The sequence below is a fragment of the Curtobacterium sp. 458 genome (assembly GCF_030406605.1).
Taxonomy (GTDB): domain Bacteria; phylum Actinomycetota; class Actinomycetes; order Actinomycetales; family Microbacteriaceae; genus Curtobacterium.
In genome coordinates this window covers 1394829-1413732 of sequence record NZ_CP129104.1, presented here as the reverse complement: position 1 = coordinate 1413732, position 18904 = coordinate 1394829, and the positions used below count along the sequence as shown (strand labels likewise).

At 71.3% G+C, this 18904-nt stretch carries 19 protein-coding genes; 9 read left to right on the top strand and 10 right to left on the bottom strand.

The features are described 5' to 3' along the window. Nucleotides 1-14 precede the first annotated feature (14 nt). The gene (locus QPJ90_RS07040) at nt 15-1322 is read left to right on the top strand and encodes a DUF4032 domain-containing protein (protein ID WP_290133720.1); all 1308 of its coding nucleotides are present in this window, start codon (nt 15-17) and stop codon (nt 1320-1322) included. Between the two features lie 218 nt (nt 1323-1540). On the opposite strand, the gene rlmB is transcribed toward QPJ90_RS07040, so the two are convergent. From rlmB to QPJ90_RS07020, 4 genes are read right to left on the bottom strand one after another with little or no spacing between them, the layout of a single operon-like run. Further along, the gene (gene rlmB, locus QPJ90_RS07035) at nt 1541-2551 is read right to left on the bottom strand and encodes a 23S rRNA (guanosine(2251)-2'-O)-methyltransferase RlmB (protein ID WP_290133719.1); all 1011 of its coding nucleotides are present in this window, start codon (nt 2549-2551) and stop codon (nt 1541-1543) included. A 28-nt stretch (nt 2552-2579) separates the two neighbouring features. Further along, nucleotides 2580-3989: a cysteine--tRNA ligase gene (cysS, locus tag QPJ90_RS07030; protein WP_290133718.1), complete on the bottom strand. Its 1410-nt coding sequence runs from the start codon at nt 3987-3989 to the stop codon at nt 2580-2582. A 35-nt stretch (nt 3990-4024) separates the two neighbouring features. Next, entirely contained in the window at nt 4025-5188 is a 1164-nt protein-coding gene (gene ispD / locus QPJ90_RS07025) for a 2-C-methyl-D-erythritol 4-phosphate cytidylyltransferase (RefSeq protein WP_290133717.1), read from the bottom strand. 49 nt (nt 5189-5237) lie between these two features. After that, nucleotides 5238-5720 (bottom strand): CarD family transcriptional regulator, encoded by a 483-nt coding sequence (locus QPJ90_RS07020; protein WP_017888066.1) that lies wholly within the window; start codon nt 5718-5720, stop codon nt 5238-5240. Nucleotides 5721-5879: 159 nt separating this feature from the next. Here QPJ90_RS07020 and QPJ90_RS07015 point away from each other — a divergent pair, with 159 nt between their 5' ends. Further along, entirely contained in the window at nt 5880-6497 is a 618-nt protein-coding gene (locus tag QPJ90_RS07015) for a hypothetical protein (protein ID WP_290133716.1), read from the top strand. A gap of 129 nt (nt 6498-6626) precedes the next feature. Here the strand turns inward: QPJ90_RS07015 and QPJ90_RS07010 are convergent, their stop codons facing one another. Next, the gene (locus QPJ90_RS07010; RefSeq protein ID WP_290133715.1) at nt 6627-7307 is read right to left on the bottom strand and encodes a response regulator transcription factor; all 681 of its coding nucleotides are present in this window, start codon (nt 7305-7307) and stop codon (nt 6627-6629) included. Next, nucleotides 7304-8470, bottom strand: coding sequence for an ATP-binding protein (locus tag QPJ90_RS07005; RefSeq protein WP_290133714.1), 1167 nt, complete (start codon nt 8468-8470; stop codon nt 7304-7306). The genes QPJ90_RS07010 and QPJ90_RS07005 overlap by 4 nt, the downstream gene beginning before the upstream one ends. A gap of 158 nt (nt 8471-8628) precedes the next feature. On the opposite strand from QPJ90_RS07005, the gene phoU reads away from it, so the two are divergent. After that, nucleotides 8629-9300 carry a phosphate signaling complex protein PhoU gene (gene phoU, locus QPJ90_RS07000; protein ID WP_290133713.1) on the top strand — a complete coding sequence of 224 codons (672 nt, stop codon included), beginning with the start codon at nt 8629-8631 and terminating at the stop codon, nt 9298-9300. 44 nt (nt 9301-9344) lie between these two features. After that, nucleotides 9345-9893 (top strand): ATP-binding protein, encoded by a 549-nt coding sequence (locus tag QPJ90_RS06995; protein WP_290133712.1) that lies wholly within the window; start codon nt 9345-9347, stop codon nt 9891-9893. A 52-nt stretch (nt 9894-9945) separates the two neighbouring features. On the opposite strand, the gene QPJ90_RS06990 is transcribed toward QPJ90_RS06995, so the two are convergent. Continuing rightward, nucleotides 9946-10692 carry a phosphoglyceromutase gene (locus tag QPJ90_RS06990; protein WP_290133711.1) on the bottom strand — a complete coding sequence of 249 codons (747 nt, stop codon included), beginning with the start codon at nt 10690-10692 and terminating at the stop codon, nt 9946-9948. A 44-nt stretch (nt 10693-10736) separates the two neighbouring features. Here QPJ90_RS06990 and QPJ90_RS06985 point away from each other — a divergent pair, with 44 nt between their 5' ends. Continuing rightward, a complete protein-coding gene (locus QPJ90_RS06985; RefSeq protein WP_290133710.1) occupies nt 10737-11516 on the top strand; it encodes a class I SAM-dependent methyltransferase in 780 nt (259 codons plus the stop codon). Between the two features lie 106 nt (nt 11517-11622). Here the strand turns inward: QPJ90_RS06985 and QPJ90_RS06980 are convergent, their stop codons facing one another. From QPJ90_RS06980 to QPJ90_RS06970, 3 genes are all read right to left on the bottom strand, one after another. Beyond that, complete coding sequence (locus QPJ90_RS06980) at nt 11623-12693, bottom strand: folate-binding protein (RefSeq protein WP_290133709.1); 1071 nt, start codon at nt 12691-12693, stop codon at nt 11623-11625. Further along, nucleotides 12693-13295, bottom strand: a complete 603-nt coding sequence (locus QPJ90_RS06975; protein ID WP_290133708.1) for an FABP family protein — start codon at nt 13293-13295, stop codon at nt 12693-12695. Before QPJ90_RS06975 ends, QPJ90_RS06980 begins: the two co-directional genes overlap by 1 nt. Before the next feature lie 136 nt (nt 13296-13431). Continuing rightward, on the bottom strand, nt 13432-13713 hold the full coding sequence (locus QPJ90_RS06970; RefSeq protein ID WP_290133707.1) for a hypothetical protein: 282 nt from the start codon (nt 13711-13713) through the stop codon (nt 13432-13434). Between the two features lie 153 nt (nt 13714-13866). Between QPJ90_RS06970 and QPJ90_RS06965 the strand changes: the two genes are divergently transcribed. The 4 genes from QPJ90_RS06965 (at nt 13867) to QPJ90_RS06950 (ending at nt 18585) form a co-directional block, all read left to right on the top strand. Beyond that, nucleotides 13867-14550: a response regulator transcription factor gene (locus QPJ90_RS06965; RefSeq protein WP_058726157.1), complete on the top strand. Its 684-nt coding sequence runs from the start codon at nt 13867-13869 to the stop codon at nt 14548-14550. After that, nucleotides 14547-15386 (top strand): mycothiol synthase, encoded by an 840-nt coding sequence (gene mshD / locus QPJ90_RS06960; RefSeq protein ID WP_290133706.1) that lies wholly within the window; start codon nt 14547-14549, stop codon nt 15384-15386. The genes QPJ90_RS06965 and mshD overlap by 4 nt, the downstream gene beginning before the upstream one ends. Before the next feature lie 89 nt (nt 15387-15475). Beyond that, nucleotides 15476-17641 carry an RNA degradosome polyphosphate kinase gene (locus QPJ90_RS06955; RefSeq protein ID WP_290133705.1) on the top strand — a complete coding sequence of 722 codons (2166 nt, stop codon included), beginning with the start codon at nt 15476-15478 and terminating at the stop codon, nt 17639-17641. Beyond that, complete coding sequence (locus QPJ90_RS06950; protein WP_290133704.1) at nt 17638-18585, top strand: NUDIX domain-containing protein; 948 nt, start codon at nt 17638-17640, stop codon at nt 18583-18585. Before QPJ90_RS06955 ends, QPJ90_RS06950 begins: the two co-directional genes overlap by 4 nt. Nucleotides 18586-18904 lie beyond the last annotated feature (319 nt).

Sequence of the window (18904 nt, the reverse complement as noted above, 5' to 3'; positions counted from 1 at the left end):
ACCAGGAGCCAACCGTGCCCGACTCCCTGTCCATCACCGCAGCCACCGTCGACCCCGGCCTGCTCGACCTGCCGTGGGACCAGCCGCTCGAGGACTGGCCGGACGACGTGATCGTCGCGCTGCCGAAGGGCATCTCGCGGCACCTCGTGCGCTTCGTGCACCTGAGCGGGTACGTCGCCGCGGTGAAGGAGACCGGCGAAGAGGTGGCGCGCGCCGAGTACGAGATGCTCCGGACCCTGCAGCGCATGGACGTGCCGTGCGTGGACCCGGTCGCGGTCATCACGAACCGCGTCAACGCCGACGGTGAGCCGTTGCACCCCGTCCTCGTCACCCGGCACCTGCGCTTCTCGCTCCCGTACCGCGCGCTCTACTCGCAGACCCTCCGCCCCGAGACCGCGACCCGCCTCGTCGACGCCCTCGCCCTGCTGCTCGTCCGACTGCACGTCATCGGCTTCTACTGGGGCGACGTGTCGCTCTCGAACACCCTCTTCCGTCGCGACGCGGGGGCCTTCGCCGCCTACCTCGTCGACGCCGAGACCGGGAAGCTCTACCCCGGCGGGCTCTCGAACGGGCAGCGCGAGAACGACCTCGAGGTCGCCCGGGTGAACATCGCCGGTGAGCTGCTCGACCTCGAGGCCGGTGGGCGCCTCGACGAGAACGCCGACCCCGTCGACGTGTCGAACCGGATCGTCGCCCAGTACCGCATCCTCTGGAAGGAACTCACGGGCACCGAGCAGTTCGACATCAAGGAGCGGTGGCGCATCAACGACCGGGTCGAGCGGCTGAACGCGCTCGGCTTCGACATCGAGGAGCTCTCGATCCACACGACCGAGGGCGGCTCGCAGGTGCGGATCCAGCCGAAGGTCGTGGACGCCGGACACCACCAGCGCCGACTGCTGCGCCTGACCGGGCTCGACGCGGGCGAGAACCAGGCCCGACGGCTCCTCAACGACCTCGACGCCTACCGCGCGCGGAACGGCCGAGAGGCCCTCGACGAGGAGATGGTCGCGCACGAGTGGGTGTCGCGGGTCTTCGAGCCCGTCGTCCGGTCGATCCCGCGCGACCTCCGCGGACGCCTCGAGCCGGCCGAGGTGTTCCACGAGCTGCTCGAGCACCGCTGGTTCATGTCGCAGGCCGAGGAGCGTGCGGTCTCGCTGCCCGAGGCCACGACCGCGTACATCAACGACGTGCTCCGGCACCGGCGGGACGAGCGGCTCCTCATCAACCCGCCGACGTCCTCGATGACGCTGCCGATCCCGGTGGTCGGGGACGAGGACGCTGACGTCGACGAGGACGTCGAGGACTGGCGCGCGGGCGTCTGACGCGTTCTCCGCTCGGTCACGACACCCCGCCGGGTGGGCACCGACTGGTCACAGACCGTCGCCGACGGTGTCGCGTACCGACGACTCGTGACCACACGACGCCCACCAGCTGACGTGTCCTGACCCTTCAGACCGGCCTCTTCCCGCGCCAGGAGCAGCAATGGTCGCCTCCCCGTCGGGGAGGCGACCATCCCTGCTCGCGGAGAGCGCGCGCTCGGCTACGCGGCGCGACGGCGCCGGGCGACCTCCCACAGGGTGACGCTCGCCGCGATGCCCGCGTTGAGCGACTCCGTCGCCGACGAGATCGGGATCGACACGATGGCGTCGCAGGTCTCGGTGACGAGGCGCGACAGGCCCTTGCCCTCCGAGCCGACGACGATCACGATCGGGCGGTCGGCGAGCTCGAGGCCGTCGAGCTCCACGTCACCGTCGCCGTCGAGCCCGAGGACGAACAGCCCCATCGACTTGAGCGACTTGAGGGTCTGCGTCAGGTTCGGCGCCATCGCGACCGGGGTGCGGGCGGCGGCACCAGCGGAGGTCTTCCACGCCGACGCGGTCACACCCACCGAGCGACGCTGCGGCACGATGACGCCGTGCCCGCCGAAGGCCGCGGTCGACCGGATGATCGCCCCGAGGTTGCGCGGGTCGGTGATGCCGTCGAGCGCGACCATGAGCGGGACCTCGTCCTTGGCGAACGCCCGCTCGACGATGTCCTCGGACACGGCGTACTCGTACGCGGGGACCTTGAGCGCGACGCCCTGGTGGACGCTGTCGTGCCCGGTGATGCGGTCGAGCTCGGGGCGCATCAGTTCGATGATCGGCACACCGCGGTGGTTGGCGAGCGCAAGGATCTCCTTGACGCGGTCGTCGACCTCGATGCGGGACGCGACGTAGAGCGTGGTCGAGGGCGTCTTGGTGCGCAGGGCCTCGAGCACGGAGTTCCGACCGGTGACGAGCTCGGAGTCGTCGCTCTTGCGCTGCGGCGGACGCCCGGACCGCTGCTGCGGAGCGCTCGAGGCACCGTGACGACCACGGGCGGCGTCGAGCCGCTCCTTCGCCGCCTTCCGCTTGCCGGCGGGGTGGTACGGGCGGTCCTCGGCCTTCGGCGTCGGCTTGCGTCCCTCGAGCGCCTGTGCGCCCTGGCCGCCGGAGCCGACCTGCTTGTTGCCCTTGCGGCCCGACCGGACGGCGCCCGGACGGCCCTTCTTGCTCCCGGAAACGTTCTTCATGCTCAGCTCCTGTTCGGCACGGCCGTGGTCAGGCGATGCTCCAGCGTGTACCCGCTGCGGTGTCCTCGATGGTGATGCCCGCGGCGGCGAGGTCGTCACGCACGCGGTCGGCCGTCGCGAAGTCCCGTGCGGCCCGGGCGTCGGCACGCTCCTGCACGAGGCGTTCGACGAGGGCTGCGAGCGGGGCGGCCGAGGTGTCCTGACCGCCGCTCGACCAGTGGGCCGCTCGCGGGTCGATGCCGAGCACCTCCACCATCGCGGCCACCTGATGGTACGCGAGACCGAGCGCGTCCGCATCGTCGGCGTCGAGAGCGGCGTTCCCGGCACGGACCGTCTCGTGCAGCACCCCGAGGGCCTGCGGCACCGAGAGGTCGTCGTCCATCGCCTCGGCGAAGGCGTCCGGCACGCCCGGAGCGTCGTGGAGCTGCACGCCCTCGAGGCGCGGAGCAGCGCGGGACAGGAAGCCGGCGATGCGGTCGTACGCGGCCTCGGCCTCGGCGAGCGAGCCGTCGTGGTGGTCGATCGACGAGCGGTAGTGCGCGGCGCCGAGGAAGTAGCGGACGACCTCGGGACGCGCGGCGGCGAGGAAGTCGGCGGCGAAGATCGAGTTGCCGAGCGACTTCGACATCTTCTGGCCCTCGACGGTCACGAGACCGTTGTGCAGCCAGTACGTCGCGAACGGGTCCCCCGCGGCCGTCGACTGCGCGAGCTCGTTCTCGTGGTGCGGGAAGCGGAGGTCGAGTCCGCCGCCGTGGATGTCGAACGCCGGGCCGAGGTACCGCCGGCTCATCGCCGAGCACTCGATGTGCCAGCCCGGACGGCCGGGACCCCAGGGGCTGTCCCACACCGCGGTGTCGGGCTCGCCGTCCTTCCGGCCCTTCCAGAGCGCGAAGTCCCGGGGGTCGCGCTTGCCACGGGGATCGGCGTCGGCGGCGTCGACCATGTCCTCGCGACGCTGCCGGGTGAGCGCGCCGTACGACGCCCAGCTGCCGGTGTCGAAGTAGACGTCGCCCGAGCCGTCCTGCGCGGCGTACGCGTGCCCGCGCTCGATGAGTCGCTCGATGATCTCGTGCATCTGCGGCACGCTCGCCGTCGCCCGCGGCTCGTACGTCGGCGGGAGGATGCCGAGCGCACGGTACGCCGCGGTGAACTCGAGCTCGACGCGGTAGGCGCGGGCGAACCACTCCTCGTCGGTGCCGGCCGCGAGGTCGAGCACCTTGTCGTCGATGTCCGTGACGTTCCGGACGAGCGTCACCCGGTAGCCGCGGTACGTGAGCCACCGACGCCAGATGTCGTAGACGAGCGCGGAGCGGAGGTGCCCGATGTGCGGCGACGACTGCACCGTGGGGCCACAGACGTAGACGCTCACGTGTCCGTCGACCAGGGGCACGAGGTCGACGACGGCGGCGGCGCGGGAGTCGTGGAGGCGAACGGTCACGCCCCAAGCCTAGGACGCCGGTCTGTCGCGGTCCGTCAGGCCTGCCGGACGACGGCGGTCGCGATCGCCGCGAGCCCCTCGCCCCGACCGGTGAAGCCGAGACCGTCCGTGGTCGTGCCGGACACCGCGACGGGGGCACCCACGACGGCCGCGAGCGCGTCCTGCATCTCCGCACGCCTGGGACCGATCCGCGGTCGGTTGCCGATCACCTGGACCGTGATCGCCGACGGTGCCAACCCCACGGACGCGAGGAGCTCGACCGCACCCCGCACGAAGACGTCCCCGGTGGCTCCGGCGTACCGCGGATCGGACGTGCCGAAGCGTCCGCCGATGTCCCCGAGGCCGCCGGCCGAGAGCAGCGCGTCGCACACCGCGTGCGCGACCGCGTCGCCGTCGCTGTGTCCGGAGAGGCCCGGTTCCCCCGGGAAGTCGAGCAACCCGACCCGGCACGGCGCGGCCGCGTCGAACGCGTGCACGTCGACCCCGAGGCCGATCCGGACGCCCGCCTGCTCGGCACCCGCACGTGCCCGGACGACCGACTCGGCGCGACCGAGGTCCCACGCCGTGGTGATCTTGAAGGCGTCGGCATCACCCGGGACGAACCGGACCGTGCGTCCGGCTGCCTGGAAGACGCCCGCGTCGTCGGTCTCGGAGCGCTCGGACACCGCGTAGGCCTGGCGGAGTGCCGCGAGCGGGAAGCCCTGCGGCGTCTGGACCCCCACGAGCGCCGACCGGTCGACGGTCTCGAGCACGACGTCGCCGTCCACGCGCTTCACGGTGTCCACGACCGGCAGGGCCGGGACGACCCCGTCGCCCGTCGTCGTCACCGCGTCGAAGACCCGCTCGAACTGCGTGGCCGGGGTCAGGCACCGCGCGGCGTCGTGCACGAGCACGACGTCGACCGAGTCGGGCAGCGCTGCCAGACCGGCCTGGACCGACGCGTGGCGATCGGACCCCCCGGGGACGACCGCGGTGTACGCCACCGCCGTGCCCGCGACCGAGGCGACCAACGCACGACACTCGTCGAGGAGCGCCGCCGGGGCGACCACGACGACGAGCGTCGGGGACGCGAGGGTGAACAGCGGCTCGAGCGCCCGCGTCAGCATCACCTGCCCGGCGACGGGGACGAAGGCCTTGGCGGTGCCGATGCCGAGCCGCGTGCCGGACCCTGCCGCGACGACGACGACCGCCCTGCTCACCCCGGAGGGGAGCAGAGCGGTCGCAGTGGTGTCCAGTGCTTCGGACGCGCTAGGAGGCGAGGACCTCGTCGAGGACGGTCGATGCCTTGTCCTCGTCGGTCTTCTCGGCCAGCGCGAGCTCGGAGATCAGGATCTGCCGGGCCTTCGCGAGCATGCGCTTCTCGCCCGCGGAGAGCCCGCGGTCCTGGTCGCGGCGCCAGAGGTCGCGGACGACCTCGGAGACCTTGATGACGTCGCCTGAGGCGAGCTTCTCGAGGTTCGCCTTGTACCGGCGGGACCAGTTGGTGGGTTCCTCGGTGAACGGTGCCCGGAGGACCTCGAACACCTTGTCGAGCCCTTCCTTGCCGATCACGTCGCGCACGCCGACCAGGTCGACGTTGTCCGCCGGGACCTCGATCGTCAGGTCACCCTGCGTCACACGCAGCTTCAGGTAGACCTTTTCCTCGCCCTTGATGACGCGCGTCTTCACTTCAGAGATGGTTGCCGCCCCGTGATGGGGGTAGACCACGGTCTCGCCGACCTCGAATTGCATGTATCAGGCTCCGTTCCGAGACACCCAGTTTACCACAAGGGGTGTTCGGGTAAGGGTGCCCTGGGCACTCGCCCTCCCAGGTGATCGCTAGGATGGGGTCGGACCGTCCGGTCCCCAAACGTGATCTTCCGGAGGAATCTCTTGCGAGCTCGGGTACTCGTGTCCGTCGCCGTTGCGGCAACCATCGCGCTCGGCGCCACCGGGTGCGAGTTCGTCTCGCCGGTCGGCACTGCCGAGATCCAGCAGGTCACCGACGGCGTGAACGCCAAGACGGGTTCGATCGACATCCGGAACGCCCTGCTCATCTCGGACGACGGCGAGAGCGCCCGCTTCATCGGCACGTTCGTGAACAACTCCGACTCCGACGACGCCACGCTCTCGATCGAGGTCGGCGGCGACACCGAGATGATCGACGTCCCGAAGAACTCCCGGGTCGACCTCGCGGCGTCCGGCTCGGCCGCGACGCCCACCCCGACCAAGGGCACCGAGTCCAACGGCGAGGGGACGCAGGGCTCGACCCCGGCGCCCGGCACCGACGTCGTGTTCGACCAGGCCGACGCGAAGCCCGGTTCGCTCGTCAAGGTCTACTTCTCCTACTCCGGTGCCGAGGGTGTCTCGGTGAACGTGCCTGTCCTGACCACCGCGCAGGAGGAGTACGCGACCCTCGCGCCCACCTCGGCGCCGAGCGAGACGTCGGAGCCCTCCGACGCAGCGACCTCGGGCAGCACCGACGAGCCGTCGGGTGACGCGACCACCGAGGCCCCGATCAACCCGTAGCGCCCAGCGCCCGTCACACAGCGCGACCGCCTGGAGGCGCGGAGCCGGTCCCCGAGACCGGCCCCGCGCCTCCAGTGCGTTGCGACCCGGCCGCGGGGCGGACGCGCGCCCTCCGCGTGACGCGGCGCGCTACGCCTCGATGCGGTAGCCGAGACCGCGGACCGTCACGAGGAGCTCCGGCGCGCTCGGCACCCGCTCGATCTTCGACCGGAGGCGCTTGATGTGCACGTCGAGCGTTTTCGTGTCCCCGAAGTAGTCCGAGCCCCACACGCGGTCGATGAGCTGGCCGCGCGTGAGCACCCGACCGGCGTTGCGGAGCAGCAGCTCGAGGAGCTCGAACTCCTTGAGCGGCATCGGCGTCTCCGAGCCGTCGACGGACACCGTGTGACGCTCGACGTCCATGCGGATGCCGCCGACCTGCAGGATGCCCGAGTCCCCCGGGTCGTCCTCGGTCCGACGACGGAGGACGGCGCGGATGCGGGCGAGGAGCTCCCTCGTCGAGTACGGCTTGGTCACGTAGTCGTCGGCGCCCAGCTCGAGCCCGACGACGATGTCCACCTCGGAGTCCTTCGCCGTCAGCATGATGATGGGTGCGTTCGAGCGGGTGCGGATCTGTCGGCAGACCTCGGTGCCGGAGAGCCCCGGCAGCATGAGGTCGAGCAGCACGAGGTCGGGGTTCTCGGCGTCGAACTTCGACAGCGCGGTCACGCCGTCGGCGGCGACGGAGGTCTCGTACCCCTCGCGCTGCAGCAGGAACTCCAGGGGCTCGCTCAGGGCCGGCTCGTCGTCGACGATGAGGATCTTGGTCACGATGGCTGCTCTTCCAGTTGCTCTTCGAGTGCGGTGGTCAGGTCGGTGTCCGCCTCGGGCAGGCGGATGGTGAAGGTCGAGCCCTTGCCGGGCTGCGACCAGACGCGCACGTCGCCGCCGTGGTTGCCGACGACGTGCTTGACGATGGCGAGACCGAGCCCGGTGCCGCCGGTGGCCCGCGACCGCGCGGGGTCGACGCGGTAGAACCGTTCGAACACGCGGTCGAGGTCGGCCTCGGGGATGCCGACGCCCTGGTCGGTGACGGCGATCTCGACGAAGCCCTTCGTGCTCCGGACACCGACGCCGACGCGGGTGTGGTCCGGCGAGTACTTGACGGCGTTGGCGATGAGGTTCGACACCGCCACCTGCAGGAGTCCGGGGTCGCCCATCACGCGGAGCTTCGTCTTCTTCGCGCGGACGATGTCGATGTCCCGGGCGCGGGCCACGACCTCGTTGGCGTCGACGGCCGCCTGCACGATGCGGTCGATCGACGTCTCCTCGCTGGACTCCAGCGCGTCGACCGACTGCAGGCGGGACAGCTCGATGATGTCCTTCGTGAGCGCGCCGAGCCGCTCGGACTCGGTGACGAGCTGCGCGGCGAACTTCCGCACGTGCTCCGGTTCGTCCGCGGCGGCCACGAGGGTCTCGGACAGCAGGCCGATGGCGCCGATCGGGGTCTTCAGCTCGTGCGAGATGTTGGCGACGAAGTCCCGCCGGACCTCGTCGATGCGCCGGCTCTCGGTGAGGTCGTCGGCGGTGACGAGCACGTACCGGTTGCCGAGCTGCGCCGCCCGGAAGCTCAGGTAGCCGATCAGCTCACCGTGCCGACCGCGGGGCAGCTCCATGTCCTCGGAGCCCATCTCCCCGCTCGCGCGCACCCGGTCCACGAGGTCCCGGAGTTCCTTGTGCACGAGCCGTCGGCGCACGACCAACCCGACCGTGAGCGCCTGCGGCGAGGCCGCCACGACGGTGTTCGAGGGGTCGACGACCACGGCGGGGTTGTGCATCGTGGCGATCACCGCGGCGACGCCGTCCGGCAGCGTCCGTTCCGCGACGTCGGCTGCACGGGCCGTGCGCTCGGCGGTGATGATCAGCACCACGACGCCCGCGCCGAAGACCCCGCCGAGGAGCATCGACAGTGGCACGAGCCACGCGTTGTCCATGCCGTCAGTGTAGGGATGGTCATGCCCGGTTCGGACGCCGTTCACCCCGGTTCCGCACGGTTCCGGCCCCGTTCGGTCAGACGTTCAACCGCGCGTCACCGTCCGTTCACCTGGGATGACGACACTCGTCCGGTACCGCAACGAGAGGCACATCCCCCATGCGCGAAGTGTTCCAGCAGGAACTCCAGGACGTCCAGGAGCGACTGACCGAGATCGCCGGGCTCGTCGAGTCCGCCATCACCCGGGCCACCCAGGCCTTCAGCGAGTCCGACGTCGCGCTGGCCGAGGAGGTCATCGCCGACGACGCCAAGATCGACGAGGCCGCGAACAGCCTCGACGAGGTCGCGATCGACATCCTCGCCCGCCAGGCGCCCGTGGCCCGCGACCTCCGCGTCGTCGTCACCGCGCTCCGGGTCAGCTCCTCGCTCGAGCGCATGGGCGACATGGCCGAGCACATCGCGCAGCTCGCGCGGCAGCGCTTCCCCGAGAAGGTCGTGCCGAAGGGCCTCCGCGGCACCTTCAAGAAGATGGGCGCGCACGACGTCGCGATGGCGCAGAAACTCACCCGGCTGCTCGCCACCGAGGACATCGCGCTCTCCGCCGAGATCCGCGACGAGGACGACCAGGTCGACGAGCTGCACGCAAGCGTCTTCGACTTCGTGCTCGGCGAGACCTGGAAGGGCAACCCGATCGACACCGTCGACGCGACCCTGGCCTCGCGGTACCACGAGCGCTTCGCCGACCACGCGGTGTCGATCGCGAAGAAGGTCGAGTACCTGGCGACCGGCGACTGGGCCGGCGCAGCGTCGGTGACGACCTCGCCCGCCTGACGGGCGGTTTTGCGGTCTCCCGGCTCTGACGGGAGGATCGTGGCATGGCTCAGGTCGCGATCGTCGTCAACGGCATGCCCGGTTCGGGCAAGAGCACGGTGGGCGCCGCCCTCGCCGAGGTGCTCGGCTGCCCCTTCCTGTCGAAGGACCGCATCAAGGAACCCCTGGCGGACCTCGCCGGTCCGATGATCGCCTCCCGCGACCTCGGCGGGATCGCCATGGACACCATGTGGTCCATGGCACGGGCCGTCGAGAACGGGGTCGTCCTCGACGCCGTCTGGCTCCCGTCACGTGATCGCGACCTCCTGGAGGCCGGACTCGCCTCCGCCGGGTCGCCGCGCGTCGTCGAGGTGTGGTGCGACGTCGACCGGGCCACCGCCGACGAGCGGCTGCGCGAACGCTACGAGCCGGGCACCCTCCCGGTGCGGCACGACGTGCACGGGGACCTCGCCGCGGTGCTCGCGTTCTGGGACGAGCACGAGGCGACGGCCGGCCCGATCGGGCTGCCCGGCGTGCCGGTCGTGCGGGTCGACACCGCGGAGCCCTACGACGTCGGTGCCCTCGTGCAGGAGATCGCGTCGCACTTCGTCTGACGCACGAACGCCCCGCCCGGGTCCGGCGGGGCGTTCGTCGTCGTGCTGGGTGCTACTTCTTGGCGCCCTGGGCGGCGACGGCGGCGGCACCGGCAGCGGCGGCCTCGGGGTCGAGGTAGTACGAGGGCTTCGTCGGACGGAAGTCGTCGTCGAGCTCGTACACGAGCGGGATGCCCGTCGGGATGTTGAGGCCCGCGATGTCGTCGTCGGAGATGCCGTCGAGGTGCTTCACGAGCGCCCGCAGCGAGTTGCCGTGCGCGGTGACGAGCACCGTCTTGCCCTCGCCGAGGTCCTTCGTGATGTCGGACTCCCAGTACGGCAGCAGCCGGTCGATCACGAGCTTGAGCGACTCGGTCTTCGGCAGCTGGTCGCCGAGGCCGGCGTAGCGGCGGTCACCGGCCTGCGACCACTCGGCGTCGTCGGCGATGGGGGGCGGTGGGACGTCGAACGAGCGGCGCCACTCCATGAACTGCTGCTCGCCGTACTCCTCGAGCGTCTGGGCCTTGTCCTTGCCCTGCAGGTCGCCGTAGTGGCGCTCGTTGAGGCGCCAGTCGCGCTTCACCGGGAGCCAGGCGAGGTCGGCCTCGAGCAGGGCGATGTCCGCCGTCTGGATCGCGCGGGTGAGCAGCGAGGTGTACAGGACGTCGGGGACGATGCCCGACTCGGCGATGAGCTCGCCGGCGCGCTTCGCCTCCTTCTCGCCCAGCTCGCTGAGTCGGACGTCGACCCAACCGGTGAACAGGTTCTTCTGGTTCCAGTCACTGTTGCCGTGACGGAGCAGGACGAGCGTGGAGGTCATGCCCCGAGTCTACCGAGCGGGTGCGCCTCGGTAGCCTGGGGTCCATGCCCATCGGGAACGTGACGCGCGGGACGACCGGGTACAACCGGCTCCGCCGCGTCGACCGGTGGATCGCCGCGCTCCCGGTCCTCCGCCGGACGTCCGACCCGCTCGTGGCCGACGTCGGCTACGGCGCCCGACCGACGACGACGCTCGAGATGCGCGACCGGCTCGCCCGTGTCCGGCCGGACGTCGAGGTCACCGGCATCGAGATCGAGCCGGACCGGGTGGCGCTCGCGAACGCCGGCACCCGCGACGGGGTCACGTTCCGGCTCGGCGGGTTCGAGACCCCGACGCCCGGTGGCCGGCGCCCCGCGGTGATCCGGGCGTTCAACGTCCTGCGGCAGTACGACGAGTCCGCCGTCGTCGACTCGTGGCGGATCATGCAGGACCGTCTGCAGCCGGGTGGCGCGCTCGTCGAGGGCACCTGCAACGAGGTCGGCCGGGTGGCGTCGTGGGTGACGCTCGACGACGTCGCTCCGCGGACCTTCACCGTGTCGCTGCGGCTCGCCGGACTCGACGTGCCGAGCGTCGTGGCCGAGCGGCTGCCGAAGGCCCTCATCCACCGGAACGTGCCCGGCGAGCGCGTCCACGGCTTCCTGCGCGACCTCGACCTGGCGTGGGCGGTCGCGGCGCCGCTCGGCACGTACGGCCCTCGGCAGCGGTGGCTCGCGGCCGTCGGCGGCATGCGGGACCGCGGCTGGCCGGTGCTGCACGGGGTCTCGCGCTGGCGCCTCGGCGAGCTCACCGTCCCGTGGGCGTCCGTCGCCCCGGCCGACGCCTGAGGGGTCGGCGAAACGCGCGCGTTCCGGCACTGCACGCCGTGATCGACAGGTGCGACGTCGGAACGCGCGCGTTTCGTGGAGCAGGACGGGGACGGGAACCGCGGGGCTACGAGCGGCGGACCGCTCCGAGGCGGGGCAGCCGCGGCACGTTCGCCGTCGCTCCGGCGCCCGGGGGCACGATCACCTGCTGCGCCGCGGTCACGACCACGTCGTCGGCGCGCAGCGTCAGCGTCGCGTCGGGGTCGAGGGAGCGCTTGACGACCGCGAGCCCGATCGGCCCGAGCTCGTGGTGCACCGCCGAGGCCGAGAGCCGCCCGACCTCCTTCTCGTCGAGCAGCACGGGCGTCCCGGGTGCCGGCAGCACGGCGTCCGAGCCGTCGAGGTGGAGCAGGACCGCACGACGCGGCGGGTGCCCGAGGTTGTGGACCTTGGCGACCGTCTCCTGTCCGCGGTAGCAGCCCTTCGACAGGTGCACGGCGGAGCGGAGCCAGTCGAGCTCGTGCGGGATCGTCCGCTCGTCGACGTCCGACAGCGACGGACGCCAGGCGGCGATCCGCAGGGCCTCGTAGGCGAGGAGTCCAGCGGCGGCGACGTCGGACGCGGCGATCGCGGCCGCGGTACCGGGGGCGACCACGGCGATCCGGAGGGTCCAGTCGGAGGCGGGGTGTGCCTCCAGGGCGGCGTAGCCCCACCCACCCGGCGAGATCTCGGACCACGGGTCGACCCACTCGACCGCGGCGTCCGCGGGGCCGACGGCCCCGGCGAACCGGCCGAGCGTGACGAAGTCCGCCGACCGGTCGGTGACCTCGACACGCAGCATGAAGCGCATCGAGTCGAGCCACCCGGCGAGGGGTGCTGCGTCGTCGGCCTCGGTGAGCAGCCAGGCCGTCTCGCCGTCGTCGACGACACGGGCGGCGTGCTCCACGCGACCCGAGGCGTCGAGCACGAGGGTCTCGGTGGAGACGCCGGGCCGGAGGCCGGTCAGGAGCTGCGAGGTGATCGAGTTGAGCCAGGACAGCCGGTCGGGACCGGTGACCGTGACGACGCCGAGCCCGAGCTCGACGACCGCTCGGCCGCGCTCGAGCAGCCGCTGCTCGCCGAGCGGGTTGCCGTAGTGCACGGCCACCCCTCGGTCGCCCGCGACGAAGCCCGGCCGCGACGCGAACGGTGTCGTCATCAGTCGACCTTCGCGAGCTGCCCCGAGGCGTGCGAGGTGAGCTCCTGCCCGAGCGCCGCGATGTCCCACGCCCAGAAGAGCTTGCCCTCGACCAGACCGTAGAGGCGCGTGGCCGCCGAGTAGTCCTTCGCGTTCGGGGAGCGCATGACGGCGTCGGTCGCGAGGTCGATCCGGCCCTTGAGGACCCGACCGACGTAGAGCTCGTTCACGCCGGTGGGGTGCACGATCGCGGCCTCGATGTCGAAGCCGTCGGTCGCGTTCCGCAGCGTCTCGACGCTCTGGGTCGTGCCGAACGGGGTCGGTCCGTCGCCGAGCAGCATCGCGGGGCCGCGGTCACCGGGCTCGTGCGGCCGGTCGAGTCGCCAGTAGCCCATCTCGGCAGCGAGCGGCGTGTGCGCGTCGTCGAGCAGCCACGTCGTGGACGAGTAGTTGAGGTAGGGCAGACCGTCGTGGCTGAAGCTCACGCGCTGGCCGAAGTCGTACTTCCGCGGTTCGCCGTCGGGGTCGACCGGGTACTCCACGACACCGGTGCCCTCCCACACGCCGACGAGCCAGGAGAGCGGGACGAGTTCGGGCGCGAGACCCTCGGGCAGTTCGATCAACGCTGACCCTTGAACAGCTTCACGATCACGGTCACCGAGACGAACGCGATCGCGAGCGACGCCAGGCCGAGGAGGCCCACGTAGAAGAGCTCGAGCGCAAGCAGCGAATCCATGCTGCGAGTCTACGCGGACCGGCTCAACGCGCCAGGAGCACCACCGCGGTGACGAGGACGACGACGAAGGCCCCGGACGACGCGATGCTGATCCGCTCGACGAGGCCGTCCTTCGTCGCGGTGATGAGCTGGAGCACGAAGCTCACGAGGACGCAGAGCACGAAGACGAGCAGCAGCCACGCGAAGGAGTCCTTCTGCGCGAGCGTGATCACGAGGACGGCACCGACGACCGCGAGCAGCCACACGGGGAGCACGGACGTCAGATTGAGGCGACGCTGGTCGGCGGGCTGCACGGGCTCGGTCACGCGCCCCATCATGACAGGCGCGGCGACGGGCGTCCGTCAGCGCCGACCGCCCGTCCACCCGTCCACCCGTCCACACCGTCCGCTCGGACGGCGGGCCACTTCCCGAGCATCACTAGGATGTGTCCACGACGTCCCCCACGCCCTGGAGGTCCTGTGGCCCAGCTCCTGGTACTCACCTCTGCCGCGCCCGGCGACGTCCTGCCGAGTCTCGGTCTCCTGAGCCACCGGATCCGCCACGTCCCCGCAGAGGCCGCCCAGCTCGTCAACGCACCCCAGAGCGACCTCGTCTTCGTCGATGCCCGCGTCGACCTCGTCGGCGCGAAGGCCCTCTGCAAGATCCTCGTGACGAGCGGTTCGCCGACCCCCATCGTGCTCGTCGTCACCGAGGGCGGTCTGACCGCGGTGAACAGCGAGTGGAACGTCGACGACGTGGTGCTGGAGACGGCCGGTCCGGCAGAGGTCGACGCGCGCATCCGGCTCGCGGCCGGGCGCGCCGCGAAGCAGCCGGCGAGCACGAAGATCCAGGCCTCCGGCGTCGTCATCGACGAGGCCAGCTACTCCGCGAAGGTGCGCGGTCGGCCACTCGACCTCACCTTCAAGGAGTTCGAGCTCCTCCGGTTCTTCGCGACGCACCCCTCCCGCGTGTTCACGCGCGAGCAGCTGCTCAGCGAGGTGTGGGGCTACGACTACTTCGGCGGCACCCGCACGGTCGACGTGCACGTCCGACGACTCCGCGCGAAGCTCGGCGACCTCGAGTCGCTCATCGGCACGGTCCGGAACGTCGGCTACCGCTTCAACGTCTACGAGGACGAGGCCGACCGGCTGGCAGGCCAGTGACCGTCGCGCTCGACGCGTTCACGGTCGCGGGCGAGCCGCGGCCGTTCTCCGACCAGACCCTGGTCGACGTGCGCGCGGATCGCGCGACGGTGCTCGGCGACGAGCAGGGGGTCGCCGTGGTGCGCGACGGTGAGCTCGAGGTCGCGGTCCGCCTGGAGGCCCGTGGCCGCGGACTCGGGACGGCCCTGGTCACGCAGGCGCTCGCCCTGGGCGGCGGGGCCGCCGCGGGGTCCGGGTCGGCGCCTCGGCTCGCGGAGGCGCCTCGGCTCGCGTGGGCGCACGGGGACCATCCGGCGGCGCGGGCACTCGCGGCGCGGTTCGGCTGGACGACCGTCCGCACGCTCCTGCAGCTCCGCGCGCCGATCCCGTCGGAGGCTCCCGGGCCCGCGGTGCCGGACGGTTGGTCGCTCGCGGCGTTCCGCTCGGGCGACCCGGACGACGAGACCGCCTGGCTCGACCTCAACGCCGCCGCGTTCGCGCACCACCCCGAGCAGGGCCGGATGACGCTCGAGGACCTCCGCGCGCGGGAAGCCGACCCGTGGTTCTCCGGCGACGACCTGCTGCTGCTGCGGGACGACCAGGGACGGCTCGCGGCGTCGTGCTGGATCAAGGTCGAGGACGGCGTCGGGGAGTTCTACGCCGTGGCCGTCCGCCCCGACCTGCAAGGCCGAGGGCTCGGTGGCGTGCTCATGCGTGCCGGCTGGGGGCGTCTGGTCGGGCGGGGGCTCGACGCGGCGGCGCTGTACGTCGAGGGCGACAACGAACCGGCGCTCGCGCTCTACCGCCGGTCGGGGTTCACGCAGCACGCGATCGACGTGCAGTACGCCGCTCCCTGATCCCTGCACGGTGGGTCCGTTCACGCGGCGTTTCCACAGCCGTTACGTGCGGCCCTCGTCGCGGAGGCCGCGGGTGGCAGGATGTGGGCATGGACACCGAACCGCAGCTCGACGGCGACTCCGTCGCACCGGACCTCGACGACTTCGACGAGGTCGTCGAGGTGGAGCACGAGTCGCTGCCCTCGGACCGCTACTTCGACCGTGAGCTCAGCTGGCTCCGGTTCAACCAGCGCGTGCTCGAGCTCGGCGAGGACCGCACGCAGCCCCTGCTGGAGCGGGCGAACTTCCTGGCCATCTTCGCGTCCAACCTCGACGAGTTCTTCATGGTCCGGGTCGCCGGCCTCAAGCGACGCATCGACACCGGGATCGCCGTCCCGACCAACGTCGGCCGTGCGCCGAGCGACGTCCTGCGGGACATCGCCCGCAAGGCGCACGAGCTGCAGGACCGCCACGCGCACGCGTTCATCGACTCGCTCAAGCCGGACCTCGACGCCGCGGGGCTGCACATCGAGCACTGGTCCGACCTCGACGAGGCCGACCGCCTCCGGATGCGCGAGTACTTCAACGAGCAGATCTTCCCGGTGCTCATGCCGCTCGCGGTCGACCCGGCGCACCCGTTCCCGTACATCTCCGGGCTGTCGCTCAACCTCGCGGTGCGGGTGCGGAACCCGAAGTCGCAGCGGCAGGAGTTCGCGCGCCTCAAGGTGCCGCAGAACTTCTCCCGGTTCATCGCACTGCCCGACGACGGGTCCGGGCGCCAGCGGTACATCCCGCTCGAAGACCTCATCGCGAACCACCTCGACGACCTCTTCCCGGGGATGGAGGTGCTCGAGCACCACGTGTTCCGGGTCACCCGCAACGAGGACGTCGAGATCGAGGAGGACGAGGCCGAGAACCTCATCCAGGCCCTCGAGCGCGAGCTCCTCCGCCGTCGGTTCGGCCCGCCGATCCGGCTCGAGATCACCGAGGACATGGACCCGGTGACCCTCGACCTGCTCGTCCGCGAGCTCGACATCACCGAACAAGAGGTCTACCGCCTGCCGTCGCCGCTCGACCTCGGCGGCCTGTTCGAGATCGCGAAGATCGCGCGCCCGGACCTCCACTACCCGAAGCACGTGCCGACGACTCCGGTGCAGTTCCAGCCGGGCGAGCCGAACACCAAGCCCGACCTCTTCGGTGCGATCAAGGCACGGGACGTCCTCGTGCACCACCCGTACGAGTCCTTCGCGACGAGCGTCCAGGCGTTCCTCGAGCAGGCCGCGGCGGACCCGAACGTCCTCGCCATCAAGCAGACGCTGTACCGCACCTCGGGCGACAGCCCCATCGTCGAAGCCCTCATCGACGCGGCCGCAGCGGGCAAGCAGGTCCTCGCGCTCGTCGAGATCAAGGCGCGCTTCGACGAACAGAACAACATCACGTGGGCGCGGAAGCTCGAGAAGGCCGGCGTCCACGTCGTCTACGGCCTCGTCGGGCTGAAGACGCACTCGAAGCTCGTGCTCGTCATCCGGCAGGAGGGCGGGACGCTCAAGCACTACAGCCACATCGGCACGGGCAACTACAACCCGAAGACCTCGCGCATCTACGAGGACATGGGCCTGTTCACGTCGGACGACACCGTGGGCAAGGACCTCACCCGTCTGTTCAACGAGCTGTCCGGCTACGCGATCGAGAAGAAGTTCAAGCGGCTCCTCGTCGCCCCGCTGCACCTCCGCAAGGGGCTCATCAAGCGCATCCAGGCCGAGGCCGACAACGCCAGGGCCGGCAAGCCGTCGGGCATCCGCATCAAGGTGAACTCGATGGTGGACGAGCAGATCATCGACGCGCTCTACCTCGCGAGCCAGGCCGGTGTGCCGGTCGACGTGTGGGTGCGTGGGATCTGCTCGCTCAAGCCGGGGATGGAGGGCGTCAGCGAGACGATCCGCGTCCGCAGCGTCGTCGGGCGCTACCTCGAGCACTCGCGGGCGTTCGCGTTCCACAACGACGGCGACCCGGTGGTCTTCATCGGCTCGGCGGACATGATGCACCGGAACCTCGACCGTCGCGTCGAGGCCCTCGTGCGGCTGTCCGACCCGGCACACGTGACCGAGGTGCAGGACATGTTCGACCTCGCGATGGCCGACGAGACGAGTTCCTGGCACCTGGAGTCCGACGGCGAGTGGACGCGCCACTCGACCGACGCTGACGGGCGCCCGCTGCAGGACGTGCAGAATGTCCTCATGCGCAAGATCTCGGCCCGGAAGCGCTCGACTCGGTGAGCGGCGGTCCCACCGGTCCCGTCGTCGCGGCAGGAGCCGTCGTCTGGCGCGAGCAGGACGGACGGCCGCTGGTGCTGCTGATCCACCGCGGTCACCACAACGACGTCTCCTTCCCGAAGGGCAAGGTGGACCCGGGCGAGAGCGTCCCGACGACCGCCGTCCGCGAGATCGACGAGGAGACCGGCTACCGGGTGCACCTCGGCGCTCCGCTGGGCACCGCCGAGTACGTGCTGCCGAACGGTCGCGACAAGGTCGTGCACTACTGGTCCGCGCGGGTGTCGAACAAGGAGTTCGAGCGCGCCGGCAGGTTCCACCCCAACGACGAAGTCGCCTCGGTCGAGTGGGTGTCGATCGACGACGCCCGCGGCCGGCTCACCTACGACCGGGACGTCGAGATCCTCGACCGCTTCGCCGACCGCGCCGCCGCCGGTGAGCACAAGACGTTCGCGCTCATCGCACTCCGGCACGCCAAGACGGTCCCCGGTTCCGACTGGGACGGTCCGGACGCCACCCGGCCGCTGCTGCCCGTCGGCCGCTCGCAGGCGAAGGCCGTCGCCGCGCCGGTCGCGGCGTTCGGCCCGAAGAAGATCGTGTCGAGCACGGCGGCACGGTGCCTCGCGACCGTCGAGCCGCTCTCCGCACGGACGAAGGTCGGCGTGCAGTCGACACCGGACATCAGCCAGGACGCCCACGACCGCGGCGCCGCGAACGTCAAGGGCGTCGTGCTGCGGCGGATCGACAAGGCGAAGTCGACCGTCCTGTGCTCGCACGGTCCGGTGCTCCCGGACATCATCGCCCGCATCGCCGGTGCGACCGCGGACGGCAGCCGCCACTTCGACCTCCGCCGTGCGGCGATGCTGTCCGTCGGCGACTTCGCCGTGATGCACATCGCCGACGGCAAGCTCGTCGCCGTCGAGACGCACCGCAACACCATCGCCTCGTAGGACCCCGGTCCGAGCCGCACCGACCGGCCGCGTCGCCACCGACGCGGGCGCGGCTGCGGCGATCCGTGCCTCCAGGCCGGTCCCGGAGGCCGCTCCGACACGGCACCGGCGGCCGGGCGGCGCCCATGCGAACGCATGCGCCGCGCCTGGGCGCGGTGACCCGATCCTGCACCCCACCGCGGGTGCGTGTCCGCGTGCCGCGAGCGGGGCAAGGCCTCGTTCACCTGCCGTTCACCCGGGGGCACCTCCCGGGTCATCTGTCGTCCCTACAGTCGCTCCCGGGTCAGCACCGGCCCGCGGGACCAGCAGCGGTCCCACC

Coding starts and splice junctions, on each gene's coding strand:
- QPJ90_RS07020 (WP_017888066.1), bottom strand. CDS start 5,720: ATGCAATTCGAGGTCGGCGAGACCGTGGTCTACCCCCATCACGGGGCG.
- QPJ90_RS06980 (WP_290133709.1), bottom strand. CDS start 12,693: ATGACGACACCGTTCGCGTCGCGGCCGGGCTTCGTCGCGGGCGACCGA.
- QPJ90_RS07005 (WP_290133714.1), bottom strand. CDS start 8,470: ATGGACAACGCGTGGCTCGTGCCACTGTCGATGCTCCTCGGCGGGGTC.
- phoU (WP_290133713.1), top strand. CDS start 8,629: ATGCGCGAAGTGTTCCAGCAGGAACTCCAGGACGTCCAGGAGCGACTG.
- rlmB (WP_290133719.1), bottom strand. CDS start 2,551: ATGAAGAACGTTTCCGGGAGCAAGAAGGGCCGTCCGGGCGCCGTCCGG.
- QPJ90_RS06995 (WP_290133712.1), top strand. CDS start 9,345: ATGGCTCAGGTCGCGATCGTCGTCAACGGCATGCCCGGTTCGGGCAAG.
- QPJ90_RS06985 (WP_290133710.1), top strand. CDS start 10,737: ATGCCCATCGGGAACGTGACGCGCGGGACGACCGGGTACAACCGGCTC.
- QPJ90_RS06955 (WP_290133705.1), top strand. CDS start 15,476: ATGGACACCGAACCGCAGCTCGACGGCGACTCCGTCGCACCGGACCTC.
- QPJ90_RS06990 (WP_290133711.1), bottom strand. CDS start 10,692: ATGACCTCCACGCTCGTCCTGCTCCGTCACGGCAACAGTGACTGGAAC.